The organism is Aliidiomarina quisquiliarum (assembly GCF_023922585.1).
Taxonomy (GTDB): Bacteria; Pseudomonadota; Gammaproteobacteria; order Enterobacterales; family Alteromonadaceae; genus Aliidiomarina; species Aliidiomarina quisquiliarum.
Genome location: NZ_JAMFTN010000014.1, coordinates 1 through 25317, shown reverse-complemented (window position 1 = coordinate 25317; position 25317 = coordinate 1). Strand labels below are relative to the sequence as shown.

21 protein-coding genes and 1 other RNA gene are annotated in these 25317 nt (G+C 45.1%); 8 read left to right on the top strand and 14 right to left on the bottom strand.

Annotated elements, in window-relative coordinates:
- Window positions 1-61: 61 nt before the first annotated feature.
- Window positions 62-2776, bottom strand: a complete 2715-nt coding sequence (gene acnA, locus M1L23_RS02760) for an aconitate hydratase AcnA (RefSeq protein ID WP_252625488.1) — start codon at window positions 2774-2776, stop codon at window positions 62-64.
- A gap of 186 nt (window positions 2777-2962) precedes the next feature.
- On the opposite strand from acnA, the gene M1L23_RS02755 reads away from it, so the two are divergent.
- From M1L23_RS02755 to M1L23_RS02745, 3 genes are read left to right on the top strand one after another with little or no spacing between them, the layout of a single operon-like run.
- Complete coding sequence (locus M1L23_RS02755; protein WP_252625487.1) at window positions 2963-4231, top strand: alkaline phosphatase family protein; 1269 nt, start codon at window positions 2963-2965, stop codon at window positions 4229-4231.
- 21 nt (window positions 4232-4252) lie between these two features.
- Complete coding sequence (gene tesB / locus M1L23_RS02750) at window positions 4253-5113, top strand: acyl-CoA thioesterase II (RefSeq protein WP_252625485.1); 861 nt, start codon at window positions 4253-4255, stop codon at window positions 5111-5113.
- Window positions 5114-5130: 17 nt separating this feature from the next.
- On the top strand, window positions 5131-7362 hold the full coding sequence (locus M1L23_RS02745; protein WP_252625484.1) for a protein-disulfide reductase DsbD family protein: 2232 nt from the start codon (window positions 5131-5133) through the stop codon (window positions 7360-7362).
- Between the two features lie 2 nt (window positions 7363-7364).
- Here M1L23_RS02745 and M1L23_RS02740 read toward each other — a convergent pair whose 3' ends face one another.
- A complete protein-coding gene (locus M1L23_RS02740; protein ID WP_252625480.1) occupies window positions 7365-7757 on the bottom strand; it encodes a thiol-disulfide oxidoreductase DCC family protein in 393 nt (130 codons plus the stop codon).
- A 57-nt stretch (window positions 7758-7814) separates the two neighbouring features.
- Here M1L23_RS02740 and M1L23_RS02735 point away from each other — a divergent pair, with 57 nt between their 5' ends.
- Window positions 7815-8741, top strand: a complete 927-nt coding sequence (locus tag M1L23_RS02735; protein ID WP_338021825.1) for a DMT family transporter — start codon at window positions 7815-7817, stop codon at window positions 8739-8741.
- On the opposite strand, the gene M1L23_RS02730 is transcribed toward M1L23_RS02735, so the two are convergent.
- Window positions 8738-9709 (bottom strand): M14 family metallopeptidase, encoded by a 972-nt coding sequence (locus tag M1L23_RS02730; RefSeq protein WP_252625478.1) that lies wholly within the window; start codon window positions 9707-9709, stop codon window positions 8738-8740. The genes M1L23_RS02735 and M1L23_RS02730 overlap by 4 nt on opposite strands.
- 36 nt (window positions 9710-9745) lie before the next feature.
- Window positions 9746-10108: a YchJ family protein gene (locus M1L23_RS02725; RefSeq protein WP_252625476.1), complete on the bottom strand. Its 363-nt coding sequence runs from the start codon at window positions 10106-10108 to the stop codon at window positions 9746-9748.
- A gap of 78 nt (window positions 10109-10186) precedes the next feature.
- Here M1L23_RS02725 and M1L23_RS02720 point away from each other — a divergent pair, with 78 nt between their 5' ends.
- A complete protein-coding gene (locus tag M1L23_RS02720) occupies window positions 10187-10573 on the top strand; it encodes a DUF423 domain-containing protein (RefSeq protein WP_252625474.1) in 387 nt (128 codons plus the stop codon).
- A 12-nt stretch (window positions 10574-10585) separates the two neighbouring features.
- Here the strand turns inward: M1L23_RS02720 and M1L23_RS02715 are convergent, their stop codons facing one another.
- Entirely contained in the window at window positions 10586-11551 is a 966-nt protein-coding gene (locus M1L23_RS02715) for a ChaN family lipoprotein (protein ID WP_252625472.1), read from the bottom strand.
- A gap of 90 nt (window positions 11552-11641) precedes the next feature.
- Window positions 11642-13189 carry an AbgT family transporter gene (locus M1L23_RS02710; protein WP_252625471.1) on the bottom strand — a complete coding sequence of 516 codons (1548 nt, stop codon included), beginning with the start codon at window positions 13187-13189 and terminating at the stop codon, window positions 11642-11644.
- 153 nt (window positions 13190-13342) lie between these two features.
- On the opposite strand from M1L23_RS02710, the gene M1L23_RS02705 reads away from it, so the two are divergent.
- Together M1L23_RS02705 and ssrA are read left to right on the top strand one after the other, a co-directional pair.
- Window positions 13343-13963 carry a fumarylacetoacetate hydrolase family protein gene (locus M1L23_RS02705; RefSeq protein ID WP_252625469.1) on the top strand — a complete coding sequence of 207 codons (621 nt, stop codon included), beginning with the start codon at window positions 13343-13345 and terminating at the stop codon, window positions 13961-13963.
- A 143-nt stretch (window positions 13964-14106) separates the two neighbouring features.
- Window positions 14107-14459: a transfer-messenger RNA gene (gene ssrA / locus M1L23_RS02700) on the top strand.
- Between the two features lie 75 nt (window positions 14460-14534).
- Here ssrA and M1L23_RS02695 read toward each other — a convergent pair.
- The gene (locus M1L23_RS02695) at window positions 14535-15857 is read right to left on the bottom strand and encodes an MvaI/BcnI family restriction endonuclease (RefSeq protein ID WP_252625467.1); all 1323 of its coding nucleotides are present in this window, start codon (window positions 15855-15857) and stop codon (window positions 14535-14537) included.
- Between the two features lie 209 nt (window positions 15858-16066).
- Between M1L23_RS02695 and dcm the strand changes: the two genes are divergently transcribed.
- Window positions 16067-17446, top strand: coding sequence for a DNA (cytosine-5-)-methyltransferase (gene dcm, locus M1L23_RS02690; RefSeq protein WP_252625465.1), 1380 nt, complete (start codon window positions 16067-16069; stop codon window positions 17444-17446).
- Between the two features lie 170 nt (window positions 17447-17616).
- Here the strand turns inward: dcm and M1L23_RS02685 are convergent, their stop codons facing one another.
- The 7 genes from M1L23_RS02685 to M1L23_RS02655 form a co-directional block, all read right to left on the bottom strand.
- The gene (locus M1L23_RS02685) at window positions 17617-18459 is read right to left on the bottom strand and encodes a TIR domain-containing protein (RefSeq protein WP_252625464.1); all 843 of its coding nucleotides are present in this window, start codon (window positions 18457-18459) and stop codon (window positions 17617-17619) included.
- A 144-nt stretch (window positions 18460-18603) separates the two neighbouring features.
- Complete coding sequence (locus tag M1L23_RS02680; RefSeq protein WP_252625463.1) at window positions 18604-19008, bottom strand: hypothetical protein; 405 nt, start codon at window positions 19006-19008, stop codon at window positions 18604-18606.
- Between the two features lie 392 nt (window positions 19009-19400).
- Window positions 19401-20489: an HNH endonuclease gene (locus tag M1L23_RS02675; RefSeq protein ID WP_252625461.1), complete on the bottom strand. Its 1089-nt coding sequence runs from the start codon at window positions 20487-20489 to the stop codon at window positions 19401-19403.
- Window positions 20486-22072 carry an AAA family ATPase gene (locus M1L23_RS14985; RefSeq protein ID WP_252625460.1) on the bottom strand — a complete coding sequence of 529 codons (1587 nt, stop codon included), beginning with the start codon at window positions 22070-22072 and terminating at the stop codon, window positions 20486-20488. Before M1L23_RS14985 ends, M1L23_RS02675 begins: the two co-directional genes overlap by 4 nt.
- A gap of 131 nt (window positions 22073-22203) precedes the next feature.
- Window positions 22204-22749: a hypothetical protein gene (locus M1L23_RS02665; protein WP_252625458.1), complete on the bottom strand. Its 546-nt coding sequence runs from the start codon at window positions 22747-22749 to the stop codon at window positions 22204-22206.
- A 121-nt stretch (window positions 22750-22870) separates the two neighbouring features.
- Window positions 22871-23518, bottom strand: coding sequence for a hypothetical protein (locus tag M1L23_RS02660; RefSeq protein WP_252625457.1), 648 nt, complete (start codon window positions 23516-23518; stop codon window positions 22871-22873).
- A gap of 106 nt (window positions 23519-23624) precedes the next feature.
- The gene (locus M1L23_RS02655; RefSeq protein WP_252625455.1) at window positions 23625-25142 is read right to left on the bottom strand and encodes an ATP-binding protein; all 1518 of its coding nucleotides are present in this window, start codon (window positions 25140-25142) and stop codon (window positions 23625-23627) included.
- Window positions 25143-25317 lie beyond the last annotated feature (175 nt).

The following is a 25317-nucleotide window of genomic DNA, read 5'->3' as shown; positions in this document are numbered from 1 at the left end:
ACTTATTTGGCAGCTGGGGCGTGCTTCTTTGCTGGTTCTAGAATGTACTATTTTAGCGGCTTTACGCCTCTACTAACTGACGTAACACATGGTGCAATATGCCACCGCTAAGGAAGTATGCAATTTCATTGGCCGTATCAATACGACAAATAACCTCGAACTTCACGGTGCTGCCATCAGGCTTAGTGCCCACAGCTTGCAAAGTTTGCCCCACTTGAATGTCGGCGCTTAGGCCCACAATATCAATGGTTTCTTCACCGGTTAAACCAATGTTTTGGGCCGACTCACCTGCTTTAAACTGCAACGGCAACACCCCCATACCAACCAAGTTTGAACGGTGAATACGCTCGTAGCTTTCGGCAATTACGGCTTTAATACCTAATAAGCGTGCACCTTTTGCGGCCCAGTCGCGGCTTGAACCGGTACCATATTCTTTACCGGCCAGCACCACAAGCGGTGTACCTTCAGCTTGGTAACGCATGGCAGCATCGTAAATAGACATTTGTTCACCGTCAGGTAGGTATTGGGTAATACCCCCTTCTGTACCTGGCAACATTAGGTTTTTAATTCGAATGTTAGCAAAGGTACCGCGCATCATTACTTCATGGTTACCACGGCGTGAGCCATAGGAGTTGAAGTCTTTTACCGCCACACCGTTTTCTTTTAAGTACTTGCCGGCTGGCGAATCGCTTTGTATTGCTCCCGCAGGTGAAATATGGTCGGTAGTAATAGTGTCGCCAAGTATTGCTAGCACCCGGGCGCCTTTAATATCTGCTGGCGCCGGTGCAGGTTTATCGATGTCTTCAAAAAATGGCGGATTGGCCACATAAGTAGAATCAGCACGCCACTCATAGGTTTCACTGTCGGGTATTTCCAGTGCTTGCCAGTGTTCATCGCCATCAAAAACGGCACTATATTGGGTTTTAAACATATCGCTGGTAACACTTTTAACGGCTTCGCTAATTTCGGCGTTGCTTGGCCAAATGTCTTTTAAGTACACTGGGTTGCCGTTTTTATCGTTCCCTAGCGCTGCAGTACTTATGTCCATACGGGTCGTTCCCGCTAGCGCGTAAGCAACCACTAAAGGTGGCGACGCTAACCAGTTCGCTTTCACTTGCGGGTGAATACGACCTTCAAAGTTACGGTTCCCAGAAAGTACCGACGACACCACTAAATTACCTTTATCAACCGCATGGGCAACTTCGTCGATAAGCGGCCCCGAGTTGCCAATACAAGTGGTACAGCCGTAACCTACCAGGTCAAAGCCAAGCTGGTCTAAATAGCTGTCAAGGCCTGCTGCTTTCAAGTAATCGGTAACTACCTTCGAGCCTGGCGCCAACGACGATTTCACCCAAGGTTTACGTTGTAAACCAAGTTCAACCGCCTTTTTAGCCACTAAGCCCGCAGCTAACATAACACTGGGGTTCGAGGTGTTGGTACATGAAGTAATTGCCGCAATCACCACGTCGCCATGCGAAAGCTCGTGATCGGTGCCTTCAATACACATTAATGTCGACGGGCTTACATCGGCCTTCGTAAGGCGTGGACCGCCCATTTCGTCGCCAAAAGCAACACCCTGTGAATTTAAAAACAAATCAAAGGCGGCTGGTAGTTGTGGTACTGAAACCCGGTCTTGTGGCCGAGTAGGGCCTGCTAAAGAAGGCTCTACGGTGCTCATGTCTAAACCTAAAGTAGAAGTAAACTCAGGTTCGTTTTCTGCCGAGCCCCACATGCCTTGCGCCTTATAATAGGCTTCAACCCGAGCAATGGTTTCTTCTGAACGGCCAGACAAACGTAAGTAGGTAATGGTTTCTTCGTCAACCGGGAAGAAGCCACAGGTAGCACCGTATTCTGGTGACATATTACCAATGGTGGCACGGTCTGCTAGTGGTAAGTGCTTCAGCCCAGGGCCATAAAACTCTACGAATTTACCCACCACCCCATGCTTACGCAGCATTTGGGTTACTGTTAGTACTAAGTCGGTGGCGGTAACGCCTTCTTTTAGCGCACCTTCAAGCTTAAAACCCACTACTTCTGGAATTAGCATGGATATGGGCTGGCCAAGCATGGCTGCTTCTGCCTCTATACCGCCCACGCCCCAACCGAGCACACCTAAACCATTAATCATGGTGGTATGCGAGTCGGTGCCAACTAAGGTGTCTGGGTAAACAAAGGTTTTACCGTCGTGCTCGCTGGTCCAAGCCACTTTAGCTAGGTATTCTAGGTTTACTTGGTGACAAATTCCCGTACCTGGTGGTACCACACGGAAGTTATTAAAGGCTTTTTGGCCCCAACGTAAAAACTCGTAGCGCTCTTTATTACGCTCCATTTCCATTTTTACGTTTTCTGCAAAAGCAGTTTCCGTAGCAAACTTATCGACCATCACCGAGTGGTCTATTACTAAGTCAACCGCCGACAGTGGGTTAATACTATTGGCGGGTAAACCAGCCTTAGCCACCGCGTCGCGCATGGCGGCTAAATCAACCACTGCCGGTACACCGGTAAAGTCTTGCATTAATACTCGAGCGGGCCGATATTCAATTTCTTGGCTCGATGATTTGGTTTTCAACCAGCCCACAACCGCCTGTATTTGCTCCTTGGTAACAGTTATACCGTCTTCGTGGCGCAGTAAGTTTTCTAATAGCACTTTTAATGAAATAGGTAGCTTATCAATATCGCCTAAGGTTTTTGCTGCTTTAGGAAGGCTGAAGTAATTCAGCGTTGCCCCTGCAACCTCGAGTTGGCTGAGTGTGTTGTAGCTATCTTTGGCTGACATATATGCGTCTCCATTTTAAACAACGTGTGTCGGTATAAGCTTGACTCAGTCGTTAAATAATTCAAGCAAATACCACAATTTTAAATTTATATCAGTAAAAGCCCTGTCTAAATAAGTGAGAAATCCTGCCTTTGCTCGGCTATACTGACCACTTTCTAATAATTAATGTGGCACAGGAATTTATTCATGACCCTTCGTGTTCTTCCTACTTTATTTGTTCTGCTCTTTACCCTGCAATTTGTTAGCGCTTGCTCGTCTACTGAAGCAACACTAACAAATAAATTAGAGCCTACCATCATTCTTATTTCTATCGACGGTGCCCGTCACGACTATATTGACCGCTTTAATGCACCAAATATACAAAGTATAGCTCGTAGCGGTGTCCGTGCAGACTACTTACAACCTGTATTTCCAAGTAAAACCTTTCCTAATCACTATTCATTAGTAACAGGTTTACGTCCCGAAAGTCATGGTTTAGTAAATAATAATATGTACGACCCTGAATACGACGTAGTTTTTACCATGAGTAAACGTGAAGAAGTTGAAAATCCACGCTGGTGGGGCGGCGAGCCTATTTGGGTTACCGCCGAGCAACAGGGCGTAACGGCGGCCACTTTCTTTTTCCCCGGTTCAGAAACCGCAGTAAAAGGCGTACGCCCTAGCTATTGGTTTAACTACGACGGTTCCATTTCTAACCGTACTCGTGTTGAACAAGTGCTCAGCTGGCTGGATATGCCTGCCGCTGAACGCCCACGCATAATTACCCTTTATTTTAGCGACGTGGACACCGCTGGCCATCGCTTCGGACCAAATTCTGCTGAAGTAGAAGCTAGTTTTGAAGCAATTGACGCAGAAATAGGCGTATTGCTTGCCGGCTTAGCCGAACGTGGTTTAAGCGACCAGATCAATATTATGATTACTTCCGACCATGGTATGGAAGAAGTGAACCCACGCAATCATTTTGTTATTGACGGTAGCTTCGATAAAGCTCTTACACAGCAAGTGGTGTATTCTCGTGAAACCATCAGCATTTACCCTTTACCTGGTCAAACCGATGTGCTGTATCAACAGTTAAGCGCTGCTATACCAGCCGAATTTGGCCAAATATTACGCAAAGACAGCATGCCCGAGCGTTTCCAATATACTAACCACCGTCGTATTGCCGACATTATATTACTAGCTAACCCAGGTAATGTTTGGGCCCGTCAGCGGTGGCTAGAGCAACTAACCGAAGCCGACTTAAACCAAATGATTGGTACCCACGGCTACGACAATGAACATACCAACATGTTTGGTATCTTTATTGCCCACGGGCCGCATTTTAAAAATGCAACCCAAGTGAGCGGTTTTGAAATGGTTGACGTATACCAAGTTATGGCCAAAATTCTTGGTTTAACCGCCGCCGCTAATGATGGCAACCCAGCGGTTATCCCCATGTTATTAGAAACAAAGTAGTTGGTAGTCAAAGGTATTGGTATGAGTAAAGTATTAAACGAACTATTAGCGTTAATGAATTTAGAAACTATTGAACAAGGCATTTACCGCGGCCAAAGCCAAGATTTAGGCTTTGTTGCCCTCTTTGGTGGCCAAGTTATGGGGCAGTCTTTATCGGCCGCCCGTGAAACTGTTGAACCTGCTCGCGGAGTACACTCTTTTCATTGCTACTTCTTACGGGCTGGCGATGCCAATCATCCGGTGGTGTACGACGTTGAGCATATTCGCGACGGTAGAAGTTTTTGCACCCGCCGAGTTAAAGCCATTCAGCATGGTAAGGTTATTTTTCACATGACAGCATCATTTCATGGCGAAGAAGAAAGCTTTAACCACCAGTCTGCTATGCCTGAAGTGGCTGGCCCAGAAGGGTTGGCTTCCGACCTTGATGTGCATCGAAACTATGCGAAGTTTATTCCAGACGACCTACGCGACAAGTTCACCAGCGAAAAGCCTATTTTAATGCGTTCGGTTACACCTTATAACCCATTCGAACCAACCAAAATGGATGCCAAGCGATACGTATGGTTTAAAGCCAATGGCGCCCTACCCGACGACCAAACAGTGCATAAATATTTGTTAGCCTATGCTTCCGACTTTAACTTTTTACCTACGGCCTTGCAGCCCCATGGCGAAAGTTTTGCTAACCCGAAATTACAAATGGCGTCACTTGATCATGCCATGTGGTTTCATCGCCCATTTCGCATGGATGACTGGCTACTGTACGCTATTGACTCGCCCAGTGCCAGTAACGCTAGGGGGCTAGTGCGTGGTGAAATATTTAATCGCAACGGTGATCTGGTTGCTTCTACTGCCCAAGAAGGCTTGCTTAGAAAACACGATTAACAACTATATGGGAAATTATGCACCGTTATTTTAACACCGTATTCATTAGGCTATCAGCTGTGGTTGCGCTACCTTTATTGCTGTTAGTGTTGCTCTCTAGCCCGCTGCATGCGGCTACTCAAAATAGCGGTTTTGCCAACGCAGCCTCTGCTTGGCAGCAACAACCCCTGGTGCAAACTCGCCTATTAAGTGAGTTTGCCACCATTACCCCTGGGCATATTTACACCCTTGCCATTGAAGTCGAAACAGACCCTGAATGGCATACCTTGTGGCTTAATTCCGATGCTGGTTTTACGGTGCAGTGGCAAGGCCCTGAGGGTAGTTATTTCGACGACGTTCAATGGCCCACGGTGCAACGTTTTAATAGTCCCGCTAGCTACGGTTTTACTGGGCACCACTATTTATTAACCGACTTTTCTATTCCTAGCGACTATGCCGACACCTTGCTAGCAACATCTGAGTTCGCAATCACCGCCACCCTAACCGCTAACATTCAATTACAACTATGCCACAACACTGCGGCCACTGAATGTGTCAATAACAACGCACAACATAGTGTCACTTTAAATATAGCACCGCGCAGTAGCGAACAAAGCGCTCGCCCCGCACTCGAACAACATCGGCGTCATTTTTTAGCTGCTCGCCAACAGTTACCTGAGCTTGCACCTTGGCAAGCCCGCTTTGATATTCAGGGCGAGCAGCTCACCTTACTAATAGAGTCGGCCGCTGCGGTTAGTTTAGTGCAAGCAGCCAGCACCACTAGCGCACCCTATGCCTATATGGGCGCGCCCGGTTTAATTACCAATAACGCCGCACAAACCATTGAATACATCGACGACATTGTAGTTATCCGCCAGCCATTACAAAGCCAAGCTGCGGGCTTTACCCCAAAACATTTACCCGAGTCTTTTCCTGTGCAACTGGCATTAGCAAACAGTTCAACTAATGCGAAGCAGCACAGTTTAGAATTTCTCGCTGTTGCCGTTCAACCTGAGCCAGCAAGCTCTGGTGCTGACTACCAAACCGAACTGTCGCTGTTAGTGGTGTTTGTTTTCGCCTTTCTTGGTGGTCTTATTTTAAACTTAATGCCCTGCGTATTTCCGGTGCTGTCACTTAAAGCCATGGCCTTGACTAACAGTGGCTCAAGCCATAAACAGCGTAGCGAAAGCCTGTGGTACACCGCCGGCGTAGTTCTTAGCTTTTTATTAATTGCCGGTACGCTCATCGCCCTTAGGGCGGCAGGTCAGGCACTGGGCTGGGGCTTTCAACTACAAAGCCCATGGTTAATCGGTGCTTTAGTGTTTTTGTTTGTGGCTATTGGTTTAAACCTAACTGGTGCGTTTCAAATTGGCACCCGTTTAATGGGTGTAGGGCAGAATTCCAACCTGCTTAACCCTGAAGGCGGCGCACAAAGCTCTTTTGCCACCGGCGTGTTGGCCGTTCTTATTGCTAGTCCTTGTACCGCTCCTTTTATGGGCGTTGCGCTGGGCTATGCCATTACCCAACCTCCTGCTTTAGCCTTACTTATTTTTGCCGTATTGGGTTTAGGTTTAGCCGCGCCTTTCCTCTTGTTTGGCTTCGTGCCTGGCTTTGCCAAAATTCTACCCAAACCCGGCCTTTGGATGGAAACCTTCAAGCAATGGATGGCTGTACCTATGTACATTACCACCGTGTGGCTACTGTGGGTGTTTGGTCGCCAAACGGGTATCGACAGCTTAACCTTGTTGCTACTTGCTGTGGTGTTATTTGCAACGGCTTTGTGGTGGTGGGGCAAGCAACAGCTTCAAGCAACACGTAGCCGAGTACAAGGCTCCATTGTGTTGGTATTCTTAGCCTTGGCAGGGCTTAGTTTTTTTCAAGCACTTAGCATGCAAACAACAGCCAATACACAACCAAGCTTAGCAACAACCGATAATCAGTGGTCGCAAGCCAAGCTCGACTCTTTGCGCCAGCAACAGCCTGTATTTGTAAATATGACGGCCGACTGGTGCATTACTTGCTTAGCCAACGAGCGTGTAGCCTTACATACGGACGCCACCCAAGCTTTATTTGCCGAATACAATATAGCCCAGCTTAAAGGCGACTGGACCATGCAAGATCCTGACATTACCGAATATTTAGCTAAATTTGGTCGTAATGGCGTACCGCTTTATGTATTGTACTTTCCAGGCCAAGAGCCCCAAGTATTACCGCAAATACTTACCAATAGTACTATTCGCGACTATGTTGAAGCAGGCTTAAATAAGTGAAATTAGTCGAGTGAACAACGCTTGCAGCGAGCTTCACCGGTTAGTAATTTAGAAAGCTTATAGCGGTGTTTAGCAAGCAGCAAATAGGCTTGGTCGGCAAACCAGCGAATAATAGGCCAACGTAATGGCGCTGTACGCCAGCCACGGCCTACTAACGACCACGCTGCATGAACCGCGTCGAGCGCTTCAAGCATCACTCCGTCGCTCCGTTGGGCATGCATAATACGATTCGCCCGCTGAATTGAAAGCTGCGGAAAGCGTTCGTTAAAGTCGGGGGCTAAAATGTCTTCAAAACATAAGCGGCCATGCTTATCGAGTTTTTTTAATTGGCTCATTTCACGCACACACAGTGGGCATTGGCCATCGTAAAATAGCGTTAATGTGGGGGTGGTCATGGTATTTCCCCTTAATTGTTTGTTCTTTTCCTTGCCAAAAAATAACGGAGTTTGTTTATGTCCGAAAAAAGTTTCAAAAGCCATGCTAAATCTGAAAATATTAAGCATGGCATAATATTTATGATTTTGGCTGTGTTTTGCTTCGCCCTCATGGACGTGTCCATGAAGCAACTTGCTACCGACTTAAGTAGCTATCAAATTAGTTTTTTTCGTGGTGCAACCTCATTACCTTTTGTACTCGGTTGGATTTTAGTCAGTAAAAACCTTTCGCGCTTAAAGGCAACACGTATCGACTTACATTTACTGCGTGGATTAATTTCGATTGGTTTTCTGATTACCACCGTATTAACCCTACGCGAACTACCCTTAGCAAACGCCTACGCGCTGTTTTTTGCCGCCCCACTTGCCATTACCTTGCTGTCGGCCATTGTGCTTAAAGAGCCCGTTGGTAGGTACCGTTTCGGTGCTGTTATTGTTGGTTTCATTGGTGTGTTAGTGATGCTGAACCCAAAAGCCATGGGCTTTGCTTCCATTGGTGTTATTGCTGGCTTACTTTCTATGATGGGTTATAGCTGCAGCATGATTCTAGTTCGTTTTCTCCACCGCACAGAAACCTCTGAGTCGCTTATGTTCTACTTTATCTTAAGCCTTACTATTGGTTGTGGTTTACTGTCGTTCCTAAGCTGGAAGCCGGTAACCATGGAACATGCACCTTGGTTATTAATGCTGGGTATTTCTGGCGCCATCGGTCAATATTTATTAACCGAAGCATACCGTAAAGCTCCACCGTCGCTATTATCGTCCTTTGAATATACCGCCATGATTTGGGCCATTGGCCTTGGTTATATTTTCTGGAACGAGCTACCTAGTATTTGGGTTGTAGTAGGCTCTGCCATTGTTATCAGCAGCGGCATTTATATTAGCCACCGTGAAACCGTGCGCAAAGCCCCTATTACTACCAAAGTGCGCCACAAAAACTACTAATTGCGATTAGTAATAAGATAGTCTAAACCACCTGTTATCGCCGCCACCTGAGCCAAAATACATTCTTCAGGGGTGGCGTTGGCACTGTCCGGGTACACTTCTGTAGTGGTTACATAGGCTGCATTAGTAAAGCCCATACACAAACCTAGTTCAGTGGCCGAATACTCAATCAGGCCTTCCGCTATCATGGGCGAACCAATAATGCCGCCATTTTCATCGGCTGGGGCTATATGAGTTACTTTTGCTACTGAAGCTAACACTGCCAACTGAAACTCTAACTCTCGTTTTTCACTATGGGCTACCGTATAAAACCCATCTGGAATATTCCAACTGCTTTGTGGCTTTGCGTCGCGTGCCGCAAGAGCTGGCCGAAATTCAGAATTGTCGGTGTCGGTGGTTTCATGCAGGTCAAAATGAGCAAACACCTGGGTGCCGCTGTGTTTTTCTATTTTCTGTACATAGGTCATTAAATGGGCCGCTTCTGCCGACGGGCTCGCTTCATAAAAAGACCGATTAGGATCAACCGCCCAAGGGTTCCAGCGGTTAATGGTTTCGTAGCCCCAAGGGCTTAAACAAGGTGCAACCACAATATTAAAGTGCTTACTATAATGCTCCATGTGCTGATCAATAAAGCGCAAAGCACCATGTACGCCGCTAGTTTCATAACCGTGCACACCACCAGTGATCAACAATAACGGCCGAGTTACCTGCCAATTACGGCTCTTAATCGCAAATACTGGGTAGTTTTCACTACCTAAATTACTGTATTCAAGTGTGCCGTACTGCTCTACATCGAAGCGCTGGCGATATGCTTCAATAACACTAACCACGTCGTCGGTATAACTACGTTTTACTTCTTGAACAGCAAACCAGTTTTTCTTTTCAATGTCGCCCCATGGAGTGCCTGGGGTACCTATGAAATACGGCTCTTCTATTATTTGCTCTTGACTCATTTGCTCGTGACTCATAAACGGCTCCTACATAAATTATTTACATTTAAATTTTTAGGCAAGCACTTCGCCCTGTACATAAAACCACTGGCCTTGCTCGCGCACAAAATTAGACTTTTCTTCCATCATGCCAAGCTCATTGTCAGTCTTATAAAAAGCACGAAAATGCACCATACCTTTATTGCCCTGCTGCACAGCTTCAATTATTTGTAATTGCACCCAAGCTGGATTATCACTTAATTCCACTTCAGGGCGAGTACTGGAGTGCCAGGTTTGTGCTAAGTAACCGGCTAAGTTCAGCGCAAAAGCACTAAAGCGCGAGCGCATTAACTGTTCTGGCGAACTAGCTACAGCGCCATTATGCAATGGTTTACAGCAGTTTTCATACAAGGAGTCAGGGGAACATGGGCAATGCATTGGTTAGGCCTTAAAGCTATATTTTTGCTATGCTCACAAGCTTAACAAACTAACTTTTACAACACGAGAGCCTATACTATGTCGCCGCAAATAAAACTGTTTTTAGTCATTGGCTGTCTGTTTCTTGCCTTCGCCGTTATTTTTGGGGCCTTTGGTGCCCACGCACTGCGCCAACAAGTGACCGAGCAAGCGCTAGCCACCTGGCAAACCGGTGTGCTTTATCAGTTTATGCACGGCTTTGGCTTACTTATTATTGGTGTGTTATTACTGCGCTTTCCAGAACTTACTGGGCTAAAAATAGCTGGTATTCTGTTTATTGCGGGTATCTTGTTCTTTTCCGGTAGTTTATACGGCTTAGTGTTAACTAATTGGCGTTGGTTAGGCCCTATTACCCCACTGGGCGGGTTATGCTTTATAGCTGGCTGGGTAAGCCTAGCCTGGAATTTAGTGCGCTTACCCAGTTAAATAAGTGGCTTTTTATGAAGCAAACGGTTTACAAGAGCTAGCTTGCTTTGTACCTGGTACAAAGAAAACTAACTGTGCCGCTGGCTGGCCATAAAAGGTATCTTGTACATAGTCAGCTGGATTTTCAGAAGCGCCCACCCCAACTAACAACAAGGTACGCACGGGCACATCGTCAGCCAGCCACAAAGGTGCGCCGTAGTCGGCGCGCACATGGCCCGAGCCGGCAATTAGTAAGCCCACTTTGTCTGGCAATGCGTAGGCAATCATTTGCTGCGCCATCACCTGATCTTCAGCTATCTGCATATTAACCATCTGTATAGTTTCTTCCGCACTGAAGGGGCCACAATGGCTAGTTTCAACCTGGTCGGTTAAATACTGTAAATGGTCTGTACTGTAAAGCGCTAATGCGTCACCAAAAGCTTGCAAGCTTTCTTTTTGTACTTGGGTTAAGCTTCCTGACTTCAACCCTTTAGAAAGCCGCATAGCCGCTTTAACTTGCTGTTCATAACGCACCCAAGGCCAATCATCGCTGGGCCAATTTAACTTCGTGGCTGTTAAATCCTCTGCTGCACGTTTGAAATAATTTGTCTGATAAATAGCTCTGCGCTGTGTTGGAGACACCATTTCCATGACCACGTGGCCAAGTATTCCTTGACCGGCTAGAAAATAAGTTAAAAAGGTTTCCATTTGATGATGATCAGGATGATCGTGCTGTTCACCCACCATTAACCAGCCACCGCGCGGCATGTGCCTAGCCACTTCAGGCCAACTAATGAACTCTTGCGTAACCGGGCTCCAAAAACGACCAATTAAGGGATTATTGATATGCTCGGTACCTTCGAACTCAAGCTTAGCAGGCCCGTCAGCTATTGTCGGCGAGCCGAACTGAGAATCGGGATCACTCGCACAGCCCACTAAGCCGATAGCAAAGCCAATACAAACTACAAACGTAACCAAACGACGCTGAGAACGAACCATTGCACGCTTCCTTATATGCCAACTATCTTACTAACAATACGTTAACACTTAAGATGCCGCAATAGTCGTTCTCGCTCACCGAATAATTAGTTAGAACCCAAGCGGTATACCAAAGGCAAAGAAACCAACCAGCAACGCCACCCACACCACCATAAAGGCTAATGAATATGGCACCATCATGGCGATCATCTCGCCAAAAGTAAGCTGTGGGTTATATTTACGCATAAAAGCTAAAATAATGCCGGCGTAGCTCATCATTGGGGTAATAATATTAGTGGCTGAGTCTGCCACCCGAAAAGCTGCTGCCACTAGGTCTGGGGTCATTTCCGAATTCACCATGTACAACATAGGAATAAAAATAGGCCCTAGCAGCATCCACTTCGAGGTTAAGCCACCCACAAATAAGTTAATTAACCCGGTAACTAATACAAAACCCACCAGTAGTAAAATAGGGTAGCTTTGCAAGCCCATGGCAATTAACGACGACGCCCCTAAATAGGTAATGTACGCACCTAACCCGCTGTAGCTGAGTAAGCCAAGGAAGTTATAACAAAAGAAGGTCAGCACCAAAATGTAGCCCATGGTGTCCATTTGTTTCACCATGGCTGTTACTACGTCCATCATCGAACGGAACTTACCACTAGCAACACCAAACGACACCCCCACCACCACAAATACAAAGGTAATCATTAAAATAACGTTATTAATAAAGGGTTTAACTGTTTGCCCTTCAGCCGTGGTGTAATCGGCCATGGGCCCTATCGCTAAGCCCCACAATGCAACTAACGCCAACACCAGCCCCACTCCTGCGGCACGTAAGCCGCGCCGCTCAGCTGGCGTTACATCGAAGTCGGTTATTTTCAGCTCGTCTGGAATAACAAATTCTTTTTGCGCCAAGCGTGGGCCAACAACTTTCAAAGTAACCCACGAGCCCACAGCCGCCAACACAAAGGTTGAAACCAAAATAAAATAGTAGTTCATAGTGGCTGGGGTTAATTCTTCACCCTTAGCATTTACGAACGGAATACCCTGGGCTTCAGCGAACACCTTGGCGTTCATACCAATAATAACGTCAATTGGCGTAGCCGGAATCAGGTTGGCACTGAAGCCCGCCGACACCCCTGCAAAAGCTGCTGCCATACCAATCAGTGGGTTTTTGCCCAAACCTGCATAAAGCAAACCGGCTAAAGGAATAAGTACTAAATAACCCGCATCGGTAGCTATTGACGACATAATGCCAATAAATACTAATAACAATGGTAATAACTTTTCTGGTAGTGCACGGCTGGTTTTTTTCAATACCGCGCCAAACAAGCCTGAATGTTCGGCAATACCCACACCCAACATAACAATTAAAATAACACCTAAAACACCGCCACCAAACCCAAGCCAGTTGGCCAAAATAGCGTTGTCGAATAGCCACACCACGTTTTCCGCAGCCAACATATTCTTAATTTGCCACTGAGTAGGTTCGCCCCCTGCACCGAAGGTTTCGAAGCTAATGCCCCCCATTAACGCCGTAAGTAACAGTGCGCCAACAAAAAACCAGATAAAAATAATGATCGGGTCAGGAATGCGTTTGCCCACACGCTCAACAAACGCAATAAACCCTTTTTGAGACTCAACTTTTTGGTTCACGAAAAGTACCTTTTCTTGTTATTTACAAAACGGCAGTAATGCTACGGCAAACACATTCGTAAGTCACCGTTAAACTCAACTAGCATAACTAGCAACACAACGGCTTATGTCGTATAAATAGTGAATTGTTTCGGGCAGCAAGGAACCCAGTACATGCATTACAACAAAGTTATTTGTGTCGGCCGCAATTATGCCGCCCACGCGGCAGAGCTAAATAACCCAGTACCAAGCGAACCCATATTGTTTATGAAGCCTGCTACCGCCTTGGTACCCTTTGAAGAGCCTATAAACCTTACGAATTTGGGCGACAATGTGCATTATGAAATTGAATTGGCCGTATTACTGGGTAAAACCATTAAAAATGCCGACGCTGTTACTGCCAGTAACGCCATCGACGGCATTGGCCTAGCCCTTGATTTAACCTTGCGTGATGTTCAGCAAACACTGAAAGACAAAGGACTGCCGTGGGAAATTGCCAAAGGTTTCGACGGCAGCTGCCCTATTTCTGCCTTTGTACCGGTAGATAACCTAAACCTTGCCAAGCTTCACTTCAGCCTAGAAATAAACGGCCAGCTACGCCAACAGGGCCATAGCGCCAATATGCTTACCCCTATTGTTGAATTAATTGAATACGCCAGCCGCCACTTCACCTTATGTGCGGGTGACATTTTAATTACCGGCACCCCTGCTGGGGTAGGCCCACTGCAACCAGGTGATACCCTTAAAGCCAATTTTATGAATGGGTTATTAGCTGTAGAAACCAAGGTTATTTAACTTAAAAGTAATCCTGCCCTTGAAATAACCAACCCTAGGCCCCATATATAATGTGTAAGCAAGTTTGTCGTGAAAACTTAAGTAAGAAAGCATAACTAGCAAAACAGGCCTGTTATGTGTTAGAATTACCACGTAAGAAATCTGGGGCTGATTTGGATTCGACGAGATACATAAAGCTTTAGGTGCATGCCGAGGTGGGGCTGGCCTCGTAAAAAGCCTCAAACTAATAGTTGCAAACGATAACAACTACGCTTTAGCGGCTTAAGACCCGCTAACCATCCACTCAGGCTTCGTCTATAAGCAGAGGTTCGGATGGTCATAATTATAGACTCGCGCGGATGCTTCGCTCGTAGCTGAACCGTTAAAACTAATCGAGCTCGCCTTTCAATAGCCTGCCCCTCGGCGGTTGAACGGTTAACTAAATGAGACGGCTAAGCATGTAGTACCGAGAGTGGCGGTATAGCGGACGGGGGTTCAAATCCCCCCAGCTCCACCACATTCAAATAAGAAAGGCGTTACCGAAAGGTAGCGCCTTTTTTATTTGCTCTCGCTCCGTAGGTACTAATAAATGCTACTCCAAAGCTTCTAAATCTACGTTTTTTAATTCCACATACAAATTGTCTATATTGCGCCAGCTGATTCTGAATTGGTTACGCTTTTTAGGCTTCCACTTACCTTTAACCAACTTCATATTTATGCCGGGATCATAGTAAACAGTGCTTAAATACAAAGCATTCAAGAACAATTTAAGATCTGTCCCCTTACCCAGAACAACTTTTGGTCCATACTGGTACTTTGGCGGTGTTTCTCGAATGGCTGTATACGACACAAAACAAGTGTTGGCATGTTTCTTTTTCCAATGCAAAATGAGCTTTTCAAATTTCCAACCTGCGACGAGTACACCGTCCTCATCGCGCAACATTAAGCCACCGGACGGCTCAAGAATTTCTCTTTTGTCCGGGTCATAGCCTTCAAAATGCATAGTTAAGGCAGTCGTCTTATTTTTCTCGCCAACATTATGGCGGCTTGCAAAGTCCATCCTCTCTTGTTCAATCCTGGTACCATAGGTACGAAGAAACACCTCTAAATCATCAAGATAGGTGCCAACATTTGGCTCTGGTGTCATGAGCGTCACCGCACCACTAGAGTGGCTCTTTAATTCCCAATCCATAAAATCAGGAGCGGAGGACCCGTTTGGCGTAATCCCAAACTGAGCTTCTAAGGTATAACCTGCGCCGTTCTGTGCTTTATAAGTCATCAACTCACCTTCAGAGTTGAGACGGCACGACTCAATAGGTCCTTGCTGGTAAATCTCTTTTAATTTTCTTAGTAACTTCTCTTCGCTGGGCTCTCGTGTCGCTGAATACTGATAAAAAACCGAAGCAACCAACTGTGTTTCATCACTCTCAACAATCGCTTTAAGTTGATCATGCAAAGTACCATCCCAAGCACTACAGTGTGCCCAAACTGTTTTTTCATCTACGCCAAGAACTAAGTAACGCTTGGTATTAAGACGTGCAGACCGTTCTTCTGCTGTTGGTGGCTTCATCAAATGACTAGGCGCAATGGCTTTTTTACGACTACAGCCACTCAGAAACCCAGATAATCGTGTCTCTGGATATTTAGGGTAAAGGATAATTTGAGCATTTGGAGCCAAGTCTGTAGCCCCATCAAGACTAATCCAGTAGAAATCAAGTGGTGCTTTAAATATAGCGCCTTTTTTACTCATGCCTGCCGAAGAAACATTACCAGAAGGGATAACACGAGCCACTTCAAAGTCAGAACCCAAATAAATTTGCTGCTTAGAGTTATCGTTATTCGCCAGAGGCTTAATAAAAATTCGCTTCGCACCTTGAATCATCATTTTATCGACAAGCATTTGATATTCGCTCAAGCTCCCCCCTTTATATCAATAGTATTTATTAGCACAAACAGCATACCAACCACTTTCAGCAATGGGAACCACACAAGCAATAACCGCCTTTAACATCTATTTTTTGCAAAATTACAAAAACAAATTATACTGTATATAAATACAGCCTCTTGATAAAAAGGAACGAATGTGTGACTATATATCACACGAAATACCCAGAGGATTAAATCATGAACCAGTTAGAATTTGACTGCCCCGAAGTCAGCTTTAATGGGCAAACTGACTTTGAAGTTATTTCAAAGCTATTGGACATTTATGACCAAAAGTTCTTAGCTGATTATCTCAATACAATACCCAACAATAACTGGACCCGAGAGACAATTAATCGCTGGGTTAAAGGCAAAGCCTCACCAAAACTCAGCAAAACAGAATACGATCACCTAACAGCATTATTACCTAAGCCTGCTGTGACCCCTGAAAACTGTGATTTTAAGTTTATCGACTTATTCGCAGGGATCGGCGGAATTCGTAAAGGCTTTGAAGACCAAGGTGGTTTGTGTGTATTTACTAGCGAATGGAATAAGTTCGCAACCCGTACCTACAAAGCAAATTTCGCTTGCGATAAGTCTTTTCACACATTCAACGAAGATATTCGTGATGTAACCTTGAGTGCTGATCCATCAATATCAGAGCAAGAAGCGTACGACAATATCAATCAAGTTGTTGCTGACCACGATGTGCTGCTAGCAGGCTTTCCATGCCAACCATTTTCACTTGCAGGTGTATCTAAGAAAAACTCTTTAGGTGTTAAGCACGGATTTGAATGTGATACTCAAGGGACTCTTTTTTTCGATGTTGCGCGAATTATTGCAGCAAAACGCCCTGCTGCCTTTGTGCTTGAAAATGTTAAAAACCTTAAAAGTCATGACCGCGGCAAAACCTTTAAAACCATCATGAAGGCGCTTGATGAGCTAGGTTATTGGGTTGCAGACTCAGAACACACTGGCGTCAAGGACCCTAAAATCATTAATGGCTCGAGCTGGGTACCACAAAATAGAGAACGTATTATTTTAGTTGGTTTTCGCAAAGACCTAAATGTACATAATGGCTTCACCCTTAAAGACTTGCCAATACCGGATAACACACCTACGCTTGGTGATATTTTAGAGCTTGAAGTAGATGACAAATATATCCTGACACCTAAGCTTTGGGAGTACCTTTTCAACTACGCTAAAAAACACCAAGCAAAAGGAAATGGATTTGGTTTTGGCCTAGTTGGCCCTAATGATAGAACTAGAACCCTATCGGCCCGCTATTACAAAGATGGCTCAGAAATTCTTATTGATCGAGGTTGGGATTTTAATAAACCAATTACGGATAAGGCCAACCTTGTTAATCGCCCACGTCGTTTAACACCTGTGGAATGTGCTCGTCTAATGGGCTTTAGCTCTCCGAATAGTAACGAGTTCAAAATTCCCGTTTCAGATACACAAGCATACAAACAGTTTGGTAATTCAGTAATTGTACCTATGTTTGCGGCTATCGCTCAGCATATGAAGCCTTATATCATGAAAGCCAAAGTTTTAGAGTCCCATAAAAAAATAGCCTGAGCAGGGGGCTAGGCCTACTTACAAAACGCCCGCTGCAATGAATGCGCGGGCATTTTCAATTACAGCGCGCCTAAACTTAGGCTGAAAGTAAGCATCCAACCAGCACACTTAGTAACGCCCACGTAATAGGCGTGAGCTTGCGAGCGTCCTAATTGACGCGCTTGTTATGTTTACAATAGAGCAGAAGGATCAACTGTATAACCCGCTTCTTTCAACTCCTTGGCTAGATCGAGCTTCCAAGCGCCTCTAAGATCGAGATCAATGTAGACAACACCGCTTATATCATTGGGTGCTTCAACACCGTCCACCAACAAAGCCGAAACTCTTGGGCGCCCAAGCCGACCGATAAAATATCCATGCTCGAATACAACATTTTGCCTGGCTCTGGATTTTAATTCGGGCGATTCGGATTTTTTAGCACCTATGTCACAAGGCGTATACAAAACAACCGCGTATCCAACATCGCTATTGGCCTCGATTTTTTCAATAATCGTTCGACTTGAACTTGCTTTTTCGTGTAGCACAATTGGTTCCAATCCAGCCTTTTCGAGAAAACGAGCCATTTCCGATTTAGCTGCGTCATCGTGACCATGAACAACAAATACTTTCTTATTATCCGAAGCTAGCTTTACCGGCGGAGCTTCTTTTTTGGACTCATCAGAGATAGATTCTCTCACCTCTTTTATCAAACTACGCGTCAGGTCAGTGGTATATCCATCACCACTTATCACATTTTCGGTGGAAAGAAATACAATGAAATTGGAAGGGATGTTGTTGTTTGCAGCATCAACGGTTTTTGAAGCATCTCCCTCTGTTTCCTTAATCTTAAGCGAGCGTATTTTGCTAAATTCAAGATAGGCGCCATCAACAAGAATCTCATCTCTTAGAACGTAAGGTCGAATCACCTCATCCTTAATTTCTTCAAGGTCCGTACGGTCACATTCAATAACCTTAATGAATTGCCCATTTTTATCCTTGTCATTAGTTTCAACAACAATATGGAAGAATCTCATAATATATCCTTTAGATATCTGGCCTAGCTTTCTGTAGAGCGGAAACATAACGCCGTGGTAAGGGGCAACCGAAACGCAGTGTAGGTTGTCCCGCGCAGGCCGCGTTTTTTGCGGCCGGAGTGAACTTGACCACCTTGTTATGCATTAGTTTATTCTCGTGACCATTTGCCAAATTATGTTTTGTCCCCTAATTAATACATACCCTTCCCAGCCTGACAATCTGGACCAAGAACCCGGAGGAGACGACATACGGCGGATTTCATCGCCCCCCTTCATTTTATTTTTGAATATTTCCCACTCTTCGTTTGCAAAGCCAAAAGGAACAAATGGAACATCTTTTCGAGCATTAGGTTGCTCGCGATAGCGGCGGCGCTCATCCATAGCCATTTCTTCGATTCCTAGCACAGTCAAAGGCTCAGAGAGTGTCCACCCAGTAGCCAAATAATCAGCATAAGGCTGGGGCTCAAACTCAGATAGTTTAGGCTGCTCCTTTATAGAAGAGCATCCCAGAATACTGCAAAAAATGGCTAGAACGAGAACTCGTTTCATGATGCATAACGCCGCCAACACAGGCCGAGCGCAGCGAGGTCCTGCCCCAGCTTCGCTGGGGCGAAGTGCTTGGCATTGNGATTCCCATTCCCCACCCAAAATGAAACTGTATGAGATCTTCTTTCTCTGTTTCTTGTAGCGTATTGATGCTTTCTTGATCTAGGTTTTTATAGATATCCAACGCTGTTTCTTTGCAAGTGCGTGATGCCTTTGTGTCAGTTTGGCTTTCCGCACTACTTTCTGGAACGGAACTACAACTGGACAATACCAAACAAATAAATACAGTTAGAAGTAGCTTATACATCTCAATTTCCTTACGCATGTAACGCCCGGCTCACGCGCCGGTTTGGAGCCGCCAAGCGGCGGAAAATCGGTCGCTGTGCAGCCGATTGTTATGGCCTGCTTCGAGCTAACTGGAGTGCTTTTTCCCTTCGAATCACTCCTGAGCCTGCACACAAACGACATCCTGGACGGCCATCACACTCTGGGCACTTTAACCTCTGATAATCAGAGTCATTGATTTCCATATGACCTGAAACAATCCCATTTCCACTACAGCATGGACAAAAATAATTGACGAATACGCCTTCACCCTCACAAACTGGACATACTTTGGTTGCTTGGTTTTGACTTTTTTTCGACACCATATAGTGTTCATGGAGCGCTTGATAGAATGCAGTCTGCCACGAATTTTTATGTACACGAAAATGAGAGTCAGCTTCATCTGAGAGCAGATCAATCAGTGCTTGAGCTCCATTCTTTCGTTCAAACTCAGTTAGCAGGTACCTCTTATTCGCGAGCTCGTCGGCGGCTTCAATTGAGAACCTATTAGCTAGGTTAAAGTCCTCGAAATGCGAATGGACGCGTTTTTTTAATGTTTCATCCCAATCTTCGGGTGCGCGAACAAAAAACCTGACTGTCTCAGGATATGTTGACTCAACATCAGCGAAAATCCATTGTTCACTAATAACAGAACTATTATCGAAATAGGGATGCAAACTTTGTTTTTCAGCAACGGTAGAAATATTGGCTTTTTTTCCAGTGTTGCAATCTTTGCAAGAAGGTACAAGGTTTTGTGGAACAACCGAAAGAGTTGGATACCTACTTTTCGGCAAGTAATGATCTAAAGTCGAGGCATTCCCGATCCCACAAAATGGACACCTACCGTGTGGTGCTCTAGATAACAAGGAGTCATATATTTTTCTTGCAGGCTTCGCCCTGCCTACCATATGAACGCTATAAACATCTTTTAGTTCTTGTTTATTCACCGAGCCTATGACTATTTCTTCGTTTTTGCAGTCATTGGATGGAAGGCTGTACAGTGTACTTTCAATACCATTCTTCCAATATTGATATGCAGCGGCAGCGACAACATCAGAAACGGCACTGAGACGACAGCGTAAACGTTTGTCTGAAATACTATTTACGCATAACTCAAAAACTTCTTTGGGGTCTTCATTGGGGGCGGAGATACTTCTCATTCTCCGGCCCTCGTCTGCATTATCTTATTAGTTACCATCGATCTCAGTATCGCCTTACCTTCAAAACCTAGTTGGTTTTGGTATTCCTGCTCAATTTCTTCGTAACTCTTACCTTCATTCACTGAGCTTTCCAGTAGGTCATGAAAGCCGGATTTGGATACCTCTAACCCAAACACTTCTCGCGTCAAAACGCCTACATTCTCAGCAAAGGTTTCATTTTCCGGCCTTTCTACTTTGGAAATCAATCGAGTTCTTCTTAGAATAGATACACATGACTTAGGAACTTCCTGCAATACAACTGGCGAATGCGTGGCGATAATTGCAACACCATTACGATTAACAAGTAAGTCCGACAACGCTCTTGTAAACGCGGAAAGTAGTGGTGGATGAAGATGGCTTTCTGGCTCATCAAGAAGGATTAAGGTTTTTTCTTCAACAGTTTCAACGAGCTTTGTTACAGATAGTAGGACAACCGCATGTCCTGAGCTCATCCTTTCAAATAGTGCGGACGCCTTTTCAGAAAATTGTCCTTTAGAATCGGAAAAATCATTAGCGTACACGTTAACGAGTTGACATAGATCCATTTCAGCAAAATTAGAGTCTGATTCTAGCTTCCTAACAGCTTTAACCCACCTATTACTTTTGGATGTCAATGAAAGACAGAGCTTTAAACTCTCAGTAAAATCTCGACATAGATCGAATTTATCTTTCAGAACCCATTGATTCAGATCGTTCTCAGGCACACGCTTTTTCAAGCCAACATAGTAATATCGCATCCCTGCAGTTGCATCAGGTTGATCATCAGGTGGAGTAAAGGGATCAAATGCACTGAAAGATACAGAGACTACCCCGGCAAAATAATTATTTTGGAGTGCGGAAGCCCCCCCCCATATGGAGTTGGTGGCAAAATAGCCGGTCTCCTCTACCGCACCTCTGTGAGGGAGAAGTGCATCAACCATGTTGTTCAAAAGGGTTGTTTTCCCAACACCGTTTCGGCCAATCAATATGTGAATATTCGAAGACGGCTTGGCGTTTGGCTCTACTTGAAATTCAACCTTAATTCCGGAGTAGTAATCATTGGCAGCCTTTTCATAAAAGAAGTCATAGTCTGTAAGAGGTGCTTCTCCGCGCAAGATGCGTCGAAACTGCTGCTCGATAGTGGAGCGATTAACATTCCTCATTAATGAAGTATTAAAAGCCCCTTCATTTTCAGCTATCGCCAAACGGTCAGGATTATGAGCAACGTCCCCTAGCGCCATCAGCACACTGTTTACCATCTCAGCCGAAAGGAAATCTAAAAGATTTCTATAATAGTCGGGGTCCTGCCCCAACGAATAGAAATTTTCCTGCAATACATTGAAATTTTGAGGAATCTGTTCTTCAGTCCAGCCTCCAACTTGGCCGGTAAAACCTATTTTTACGCTACCGATTGAGTGCTTATTGCCTTCTCCATCAAAAATGGTAAGGCTAAATAGCGTCTTATATCCAAAATCATCCCAGTTATCAGCTTGTAGATAGGCAGTATTACGAGCTTGATTAGGAACGTACCCACCCCTGGCTAGTTTTTGAAATGATATAGACACTAAAAATTATCCTTTTTTCAATATTTGAAGGACGTACAATAATGCTAATTAGTCTTAGGCCAAAACGCTTAGGTAAACGCCAGCGGAGGGAGCCAAAAGCGGTACGCTTTTGGTGTCCGGTTAACCGCCCGTTATGGTTCGTTCGAACCCACTAGACTCTCTACCATGTCGTCATGCCGAATATCTTTTACCTGCATACCGAAAAAGGCGGCCAAAGGCGCAACTACAATCAGTAGTGCCAAAGCTTCAGTGCCATCCAAAAAACCCATCAGGATGATCGAAACCAAAGCAATAGCCGCCATCACGTAAGCAAGCAGTCTCATAACAAATTTATTGATCTGACGAACCCAGAGTCTCTCAAATATACCCGTATACTTAAATCGACCATTCTCGTGAGTAACTATTCCTGGTGTTTTTCTGAGTGCGTGCACAATCTTCGCGCTCCTGCCATCACTGCAGATTGCTTTGATATCCTCAAAGTTCATTCTTAAGCCGTGTAGCAGATAGAAGAGCTCGCCGGTCGAGTGCTTCTTCTCTTGTGCAATCGAGTCATCCAATTGGGCTAAGAGATCTGCCCTGGCTTTCTTGCTCTGGGACAGTTTGAATTGGTATACAGCCACGGCCCCCATTACAGAGGCCATCCCAGCTAAAGCATTAAAAATATTGAAGCTTTCCAAATCTACTCCTTTAGGCCATAACGCCTTACTAATGGGCGCATAAATGCTTGGCTAAAATTAGCGACGAAGGAGCACAAGCCAAGCGTTTTGCGTCCTTTTGAGTAACTTGTTAGGCTTACTATTACAAAGATAGATAATATTCGGCATGAAAACTTTGCATAAAGTCTAGTGCTTGCTCTTCTGTCCACTTGTATTCACCATTCATTAGATTTTCCAGCTCTTCTTGGAATTCTTTAGTTTCCATAAAAGTTTGGAACTTTCGATCTTTATATGTTTCGAATTCAGCTGCCACCATATCTAGGTGCTCAATTACAATTCCTTTGCTTATTCTTAAAACAATGTAGTTTTCATAGCTTGAGCCGTAACCCATATGAACATAGTTAGTCATTTCACCATAAGGTACTATTAAGGCTCCACTGTACCAAACAGCAACAATCTCTTTTTTGTCTGGGAACACATCTTTCAAGATACTAACATCATCGTAACTGTGCTTTTCAGTTTCCGAGTGAACACTAATTGTCATATCTGTTAAAAGTAAGTTTCCGGCCTCGACTTTCCAAGCCGCTAGATAACCCCTCCAGTTTGCAGATGATACGGAAGCATTTTCTGGTTTTTCCCATTTGATCTCCGTTAGGTATTTTTTTAACGGATTTGTGTTTAAACGGTATTTAACATCATTAATTTCAATAGTATCGGGGATTTGAGCTGTAGCGAAACAACCAAATGATATAGCACTAATTAATATTGCACCTATAATACGAAATTTCACACACTCTCCTTAGTAAGCCTAACGCCGCGCTCACCGGCAGATTTGGAGCGCAGCGGAAAATTTGTCCGAGTGCAGCGCCTTGTTAGATGCCGCCTCTCCCAACGCCTCAAATTCGGAGAAACAACCGCATAGCTTCGATCGACTCTGTGAGTTCTTCTGCGGTAAACGATACATTGTGGTCGTTCTCCGGATGATGAATTTGATGGCGAATGTATTCGGTGAGAACGATCTGCTGCGATATTGTAGAACCATCCTGCCGAATACGAATGTACGGACGCTGAGGTTTGCCAGCTTTGTACTCCGTCAAGCGCCCTTCTGCCTCAATGAACCCATATAGTTCATTGTGATATTCATAGGAAGCCTCGCCAAACGCCGAAAAATTCACTTCATTAAGGCTTGGATAAGGTAGTTCGTGCTCAAGAACGGGTGACACTCGTTCTTGAGCCTGATCTGAAATCAGGATGATGTTCTCAAACCTGAGACGCTTTACGATCTCTGGGCTGTGTGTCGTGAGCAACACCTGGGTGTTTGGCGCTTCAGAGAGAGCGATAAGTGCATCAGTCAATGCGCGCTGATGCTCTGGGTGTTGAGATGTTTCAGGCTCTTCAATGGCGTATACAATATTGGGCAAGTTGGCCTCATTTTGTCTCCTTTCAGCTTCTGCACGGAAGAAACTGATCAGAACGAGGCGCTTTACTCCACTCCCTCTTTTATTGATGGGTATATCATCATCGCCGGCAATAGAGACGTTCTTGAACACATCTGTCCACTTCAAGCTGGCAAAATCAGGAAGCCGAGGGTCAAGCGAATTGGCTATGGCAGGATTCAACTCACCAAGCTTCTGCAGTGTCCTCTGAGCCACCTCATCTAAACGTGCCTTCACCGTGTCCGTGATCTGTGCCAAGTCTGCCTGAATTTCCGGATCACCGAGTATTTCTCTAACAGCAATTCGCATTGGATCCTGAACTTCATCGTCAGAATCACTATTTTTTCGATCAGATTGGAACAACGTGTACAGCGGCATATAAGCCTTGAGCTGCTCCCAAATGCTCTTGGCGTCAATCTTGGCTACTTCAATTTCGCAGTCGCTTAGCTGCAAATTTTCCTGCCCACGCCAGATAGCCTTGCGCAGCTCAGCATTTTTGCTTTTATCCGGGCAATCATAACCACCGGCTTCCAATATCTTCTTGAGATCAGCGTGCTTCTTCAGTAGCAAGTCAGCACATTCTGGATTTGTGGGATGATTAGCCTTAATAAACACCTTCTCCTTTCCTGCATTTGGGTATCTCTTTATGACATGCAGAGTTCCCGCCGACGTTAGCAGGTATTCTTCCTGCAGTGTCGTTTGGTTCGTGGCGTCAATAACGATATTTGGAGGAAGGTCAGTAAATTCGACCCCGATTTCAATGCAATCCTGTCCTTGAGAAAGGCAATCTTTGTTTATATCGTCCTTGTCAATCTTGACGCATCCCTTACCTTCATTGAAAAAGATGTCCAATGCTTCAAGAATCGTTGATTTTCCAATGTCGTTACGACCAACAAGAACGAGAAGGTCATCAACCTGTACAGTCACCGGGCTTGAGTAGCTTCGAAACCGATTCACGGTTACGGCTTTTATTTTCATCTTATCCTCCCTTCCATGCGTCGAAGTGGCATCTAACGCCGAGCTGAACGGCGGGCTTGGAGCGAAGCGAAAAGCCCGTCCGGCGCAGGCCCGGCCAGGGCCGGAGCGAACTCGAGCGACTGGTTATGTGTTTCAGCCGAAGAAGCAGGCATATTGATCCGCCTCCACGACCGCC

Excerpts from the sequence above, each read along its gene's own strand:
- acnA (WP_252625488.1), bottom strand. The coding sequence starts at position 2,776 with ATGTCAGCCAAAGATAGCTACAACACACTCAGCCAACTCGAGGTTGCA.
- M1L23_RS02755 (WP_252625487.1), top strand. The coding sequence starts at position 2,963 with ATGACCCTTCGTGTTCTTCCTACTTTATTTGTTCTGCTCTTTACCCTG.
- tesB (WP_252625485.1), top strand. The coding sequence starts at position 4,253 with ATGAGTAAAGTATTAAACGAACTATTAGCGTTAATGAATTTAGAAACT.
- M1L23_RS02745 (WP_252625484.1), top strand. The coding sequence starts at position 5,131 with ATGCACCGTTATTTTAACACCGTATTCATTAGGCTATCAGCTGTGGTT.
- M1L23_RS02740 (WP_252625480.1), bottom strand. The coding sequence starts at position 7,757 with ATGACCACCCCCACATTAACGCTATTTTACGATGGCCAATGCCCACTG.
- M1L23_RS02735 (WP_338021825.1), top strand. The coding sequence starts at position 7,815 with ATGTCCGAAAAAAGTTTCAAAAGCCATGCTAAATCTGAAAATATTAAG.
- M1L23_RS02730 (WP_252625478.1), bottom strand. The coding sequence starts at position 9,709 with ATGAGTCACGAGCAAATGAGTCAAGAGCAAATAATAGAAGAGCCGTAT.
- M1L23_RS02725 (WP_252625476.1), bottom strand. The coding sequence starts at position 10,108 with ATGCATTGCCCATGTTCCCCTGACTCCTTGTATGAAAACTGCTGTAAA.
- M1L23_RS02720 (WP_252625474.1), top strand. The coding sequence starts at position 10,187 with ATGTCGCCGCAAATAAAACTGTTTTTAGTCATTGGCTGTCTGTTTCTT.
- M1L23_RS02715 (WP_252625472.1), bottom strand. The coding sequence starts at position 11,551 with ATGGTTCGTTCTCAGCGTCGTTTGGTTACGTTTGTAGTTTGTATTGGC.
- M1L23_RS02705 (WP_252625469.1), top strand. The coding sequence starts at position 13,343 with ATGCATTACAACAAAGTTATTTGTGTCGGCCGCAATTATGCCGCCCAC.
- dcm (WP_252625465.1), top strand. The coding sequence starts at position 16,067 with ATGAACCAGTTAGAATTTGACTGCCCCGAAGTCAGCTTTAATGGGCAA.
- M1L23_RS02685 (WP_252625464.1), bottom strand. The coding sequence starts at position 18,459 with ATGAGATTCTTCCATATTGTTGTTGAAACTAATGACAAGGATAAAAAT.
- M1L23_RS02680 (WP_252625463.1), bottom strand. The coding sequence starts at position 19,008 with ATGAAACGAGTTCTCGTTCTAGCCATTTTTTGCAGTATTCTGGGATGC.
- M1L23_RS02675 (WP_252625461.1), bottom strand. The coding sequence starts at position 20,489 with ATGAGAAGTATCTCCGCCCCCAATGAAGACCCCAAAGAAGTTTTTGAG.
- M1L23_RS02655 (WP_252625455.1), bottom strand. The coding sequence starts at position 25,142 with ATGAAAATAAAAGCCGTAACCGTGAATCGGTTTCGAAGCTACTCAAGC.